The 4,715-nt window shown below is 34.4% G+C and carries 7 protein-coding genes and 1 pseudogene; 2 read left to right on the top strand and 6 right to left on the bottom strand.

Annotated elements, in window-relative coordinates; all coding sequences use genetic code 11:
• A pseudogene (locus QZU83_RS10110) lies at positions 1-197 on the bottom strand (hypothetical protein); the annotation flags it as partial.
• A gap of 65 nt (positions 198-262) precedes the next feature.
• Here QZU83_RS10110 and QZU83_RS10115 point away from each other — a divergent pair.
• Positions 263-862: a YigZ family protein gene (locus QZU83_RS10115; protein ID WP_295611872.1), complete on the top strand. Its 600-nt coding sequence runs from the start codon at positions 263-265 to the stop codon at positions 860-862.
• A gap of 12 nt (positions 863-874) precedes the next feature.
• On the opposite strand, the gene QZU83_RS10120 is transcribed toward QZU83_RS10115, so the two are convergent.
• From QZU83_RS10120 to QZU83_RS10135, 4 genes are all read right to left on the bottom strand, one after another.
• Positions 875-985, bottom strand: a complete 111-nt coding sequence (locus tag QZU83_RS10120) for a rubredoxin-like domain-containing protein (RefSeq protein ID WP_295611873.1) — start codon at positions 983-985, stop codon at positions 875-877.
• 9 nt (positions 986-994) lie between these two features.
• Positions 995-1,114, bottom strand: a complete 120-nt coding sequence (locus tag QZU83_RS10125) for a rubredoxin (protein WP_295611874.1) — start codon at positions 1,112-1,114, stop codon at positions 995-997.
• A 65-nt stretch (positions 1,115-1,179) separates the two neighbouring features.
• On the bottom strand, positions 1,180-1,338 hold the full coding sequence (locus QZU83_RS10130) for a rubredoxin (protein ID WP_295611875.1): 159 nt from the start codon (positions 1,336-1,338) through the stop codon (positions 1,180-1,182).
• Between the two features lie 20 nt (positions 1,339-1,358).
• Positions 1,359-1,934 carry an acyltransferase gene (locus QZU83_RS10135; protein WP_394350267.1) on the bottom strand — a complete coding sequence of 192 codons (576 nt, stop codon included), beginning with the start codon at positions 1,932-1,934 and terminating at the stop codon, positions 1,359-1,361.
• 823 nt (positions 1,935-2,757) lie between these two features.
• Between QZU83_RS10135 and QZU83_RS10140 the strand changes: the two genes are divergently transcribed.
• Positions 2,758-3,669, top strand: a complete 912-nt coding sequence (locus QZU83_RS10140; RefSeq protein ID WP_295611876.1) for a zinc ribbon domain-containing protein — start codon at positions 2,758-2,760, stop codon at positions 3,667-3,669.
• A 145-nt stretch (positions 3,670-3,814) separates the two neighbouring features.
• Here QZU83_RS10140 and QZU83_RS10145 read toward each other — a convergent pair whose 3' ends face one another.
• Positions 3,815-4,690, bottom strand: a complete 876-nt coding sequence (locus tag QZU83_RS10145; protein ID WP_295611877.1) for a DUF1002 domain-containing protein — start codon at positions 4,688-4,690, stop codon at positions 3,815-3,817.
• Between the last annotated feature and the right edge of the window lie 25 nt (positions 4,691-4,715).

Below are 4,715 nucleotides of genomic sequence, written 5' to 3' on the forward strand. Positions count from 1 at the left end.
TCCTCACTATAGGACTGATGATAATTGTTATTATCCGAATCAGTAATAGCTGAAAGATTATCTAAAATTCCTCCAGCATCACTTTCATTAGGTAAAATTGATATTGGTCCGGTCATAGCTGCAAAAACACTAGCTAGACAAAATGCAATTACTGCCACACTAAATATTACTAAAACAGTAGCTGATCGACTTGACAATTTAAACACCTTCTAAATTTACTAACAATAATATATTGGATTAGATATATAAATATATTGATAGCATGAAAACTATTAGAAAACCGGTACAAAGCGAAATTAATGTTAAAAAGTCCCAGTTCATTTGTTCATTGTTTCCAACAAAAACAAAGAGCGAATCAAAGGAAATCATTCAGAAGCTAAATCAGCAGTACAATGATGCAACCCACAACTGCACAGCATACATCGTAAGCGATGGAGAGGGATTTGACGATGACGGCGAGCCTGGCGGAACTGCAGGCAAACCTATGATTAACGTTTTAAGGAAAAATGAACTTCACAATGTTACTGCAGTCGTTACAAGGTATTTTGGAGGAATCAAGCTTGGTGCCGGAGGGCTTGTAAGGGCATATTCCAAATCAGTCATGGAAGCTATTGGAAATGCTGAAATTCTTGAAATTGAAGAGTATGACGTTTACACAATAACTTTCGAATATTCTGAAATCAAGACTGCCGATTCGGAAGTCAGAAACAATAAGCTTGAAGTAATCGATAAGGAGTATTCAAATAAGGTCAGCTATGATGTCGTGTCAAAGGACAACAGGGACATCATGAAAATATTTGAAAAATACTCTGGAAAAATAGAAACTAATTTTAAAAATAAACAATTTTTAGAAAAAAATTAAAAATTGAAGAACCTATTGTTCTTCAAAGTTTGCTGCAGGTACACCGCAGACTGGGCAAGTGTAATCTTCTGGTAATTCGTCTTCTTCTAAGACAAATCCACATACTTTACACATATAAGCCATTAAGAACACCTATTCGACTTTTTCAAACATGTCAGCGGTTGCGCCGCACATTGGACATTTAAAGTCATCTGGGAGTTCATCGAATTCTTCAGTTACATATCCGCAAAGTTTACATTTAAATTTTGCCATTCTTAACAATCTCCTTTAAATTGTAGGTTAATATTATTTTAATCTAATGTAATATATAAAATTATTTAAATTTTTTCAAACATTGACTTTGCCATTCTGCATTTCGGACATTTGAAAGAAGACGGCAAGTCTTCAAATTTGGTTCCAGCAGGAATATTCAATCCTTCTTCATAGTTGTCTTCATCTAAAACATATCCACAGATTTTACATTTATATTGAGCCATAATTATAATCTCCTTTAACATTAGAACCTGTTTGGAACTTTCAGGTGATCCGGAAGTGGTTTGATACGTGCAGGTGTTCCGATAGCCAAATAGAATGGCGGAACTGAATGTATTACAATAGCTCCTGCAGCAACAATGGACCCTTCTCCGATTTCTACATTTGACAGGAAGGTTGTATTACCTCCAATGGAAGCTCCACGTCTTATTTTAGGTCCTTGAAGTTCATAGTTAATTCTTACAGGATATTTGTCATTTGTAAAACAGGCGCAAGGCCCGATAAATACATTGTCTTCAATTACGGAATTTGTCGGAATATATACATTGGACTGTATGCTGACGTCATTTCCAATAATCACATCCCCTTCAATAACAGTATTGGTTCCAATCAGCACATCATCACCGATGTTGGTGTTTTCACGAATGACAACATTGTGTCCTGTCCTGAAATTATCTCCAATGACCACATCATTATAGATGATTGAATTTGAACGTATTGTGTAGTTATTTCCTATGACAGGAGGCTTTGAGTTTGGAGAATATTCAACACCGAACTGGATGTTTTGATCGGCAGGGAATTTCAATTCCGGTTTGGACAAATCAGGTTTGACGGATTCTCTTTCGATGACAGGCCTTTCATAGATTATCTCATCCAACTCCTGAGCAGGCTGACTGTATATATTATCCTGCCTTTGATAAACCGGCTGCTGTGGCGGTTGGGCGCGCACATTATCCTGCCTCTGATAAACAGGTTCCTGACGAACAGGCTGTTTAGGAGGCTGTGCATGTAGATTATTCTGCCTCTGATAGACCGGTTCCTGACGAACAGGCTGTTGTGGCGGTTGAGCATATAATCTGTCATCCCTCATCTGAACTTTACGTGGAGGTATTTCTTCACGAACAGTATAAGGGTTCTCCCTTGGTTGTTCATAAGGTTTTACTTTGTTTCTTGCTTGCCTATCATCAAGAGTTTGTGAAAATCTCACCATATTATCAAACCTTCATTTAATTGAATATAATCTATTAATGAATTAAGTTATGTTATTCATTACTATATATACTGAGCGGTTTGTTTTGAACAATTTTGAAGAAAAAACTAATGCAGATACACCTTCATAATTAACTATTTCTAAAATCATCAAAACCTTGTTTAAAACAACACAAGATAATAAAACTTACTGAAATCTTAAAGCATATTAACATTAACGATCAACATTCAGTGGTTATAATATACAATCTTAGCTTGATACATATCCAAGAAAGATTTTAGGATAAAATTTGTAAAATGTTAATGTTAAAGTGAACTTAGATTATTTTCCCACAATCACAAATCTCATTCATAAATATTGATAATAGTAATAATTTTATATCTCAAAATCAATAACATAACACATCATAATAACAATTTGAGGGAGGTAAATTATGGTACAATACTGTAGAAAATGTGGTAAGGAACTTGAAGATGATGCCGAGTTTTGTGACTCATGTGGATTTGAACTTAACAGCAATCCAATAAACGAAGAAACAGAAGAAACAAAAAAGTCATCTGAAAACAAACCCACTGAAAATAAACCGTCAGAAGTTAAAAATGATAAAAATGAATTCATAAATAAATTACCTTTAATATTAGCAGCTATTGCCATTATTGTTGGTGTTGGTGAAGGTCTTGGAACACCTGTGTTAATGGGTTGGGATAATATCATATCATCCATGGTTATTGCTATCATTGGAGGCGTAATTGGAATCTTTTTAATGGAAAAAATGAACGAACCATTGATTGCTGCAGCAGAATTTATTGTAACCGGAGCATTAATTTATATGTTTATCGCCCGTTTCGGTGAGATTTCTGCAATTTTGTTTATTGTGGCAGGAATTCTAACATTATATCTTAAAGGAATGCATAATACAAACAAAAAACTATGGGTGATTCCTATTTTAACATTTGTACTAGTTTTTGTAATGTTAATAGCTGGAGGAGCAGTTTATCAAATGAATGCTGAAAATTCAGTAACAGTAGGCAATATTACTCAAAACATTACCGACGATGGCTACGGCTATTATAACGGTGATGTTTCCGGAGACATATATGTAGGCACTAACTTTGATTATTTAGAAGTTACTGTTAACTACTATGATGATGAAGGAAAAGTTATTGATTCAACAATAGGTTGGAATGAAATTCATCCGGATAGCGGTAAAACATATAAATTTGAAGGAATGTATTTCAATAAAAAAGAACCTTCTACAGCAGAAATTAAAGTCGTTGATTCAGCAAAATCAACTACACCATTATACACAGAGAATATAACTATTTTAACATCAAGTGGAGTTTAAACTCCACTTTAACCTTTTTTGAATAAAAAAAATCTTAAATTCTTGATAAAAACACAATAACCATCATTAACGTGGAAAATCATGAAGATTGTTTTAATGTAAAATAGTTAAATTAAGAAATTATTTAAAAAAAAAGAAATGGGAATTAAATCCCACCAACAAAGGATTTAATCCAATTCAAGATTCCGTCAATGAAAGACTGGTTATCTGAAGTTGAGTTCAGAAAGTCACTGCCCATAAAGTTGCTTAGTTGGTCTTTATAGCTGTTTACATCTCCTTGAACGTTTTGCACTTGTTCAATTGAACTTGCCAGATTTTCAATGTCTGAATTTGTAATGTTAATGTTATTGTTTTGAACATAATTGTTAATGATGTTAACAATTGTGTCGTGATCTGTAACATTATCGCTTGAAACTTCCTGTTTTACGTCATCTACCAATTTTGAGAGTTTATCTGCATCCACACCGGAATTATTTACGACTTCCGCCTGTGTGTAGATTTCATCAGTAGCTGCTTCTTTTACACTTTCCGGAATTTCAACATCAGTAGCTGCCTCATATGAATTCATGATTCCCGCAAGGGCAGATTCACCTGTTGCAGATACCGGACTGGTTACATATACATGGCCTTTTGTGATTCCAGCTGATTTTAAAGCTGAAATGTACATGTCGCCTGTAATTGTAGTGATTTTTGATTTGTCTACGCTTACTTCGAGATTGTCATTGTCATTTAAGTCCAGGAGTGCTGATGAGAGTATTTGATCTGAACCGTATGTTTTGCCGGTTATGCCTGTTGATATTTTATTCACATCACTGGCAGAGATTATTTTTGATTCAGCACGGTTCAAATCAACATGTGCCTGATTTGTAAAGAAACTGTCTACAGTTGATTTATAGTTTGAATTTGCGTGAGTTGCCTCACCATAAGTTACAACAACGGAATTTACTTCACCTGAAAATCCAACAGGGATTAACATGGCGACTACGATTAAAGCCAATAAGGCTATAGTAATTTTACGCATTTTTTTCACCTCACTAAATTCCTAT

Source organism: uncultured Methanobrevibacter sp. (genome assembly GCF_902771435.1).
In the GTDB taxonomy this organism is placed as follows: Archaea; Methanobacteriota; Methanobacteria; order Methanobacteriales; family Methanobacteriaceae; genus Methanocatella.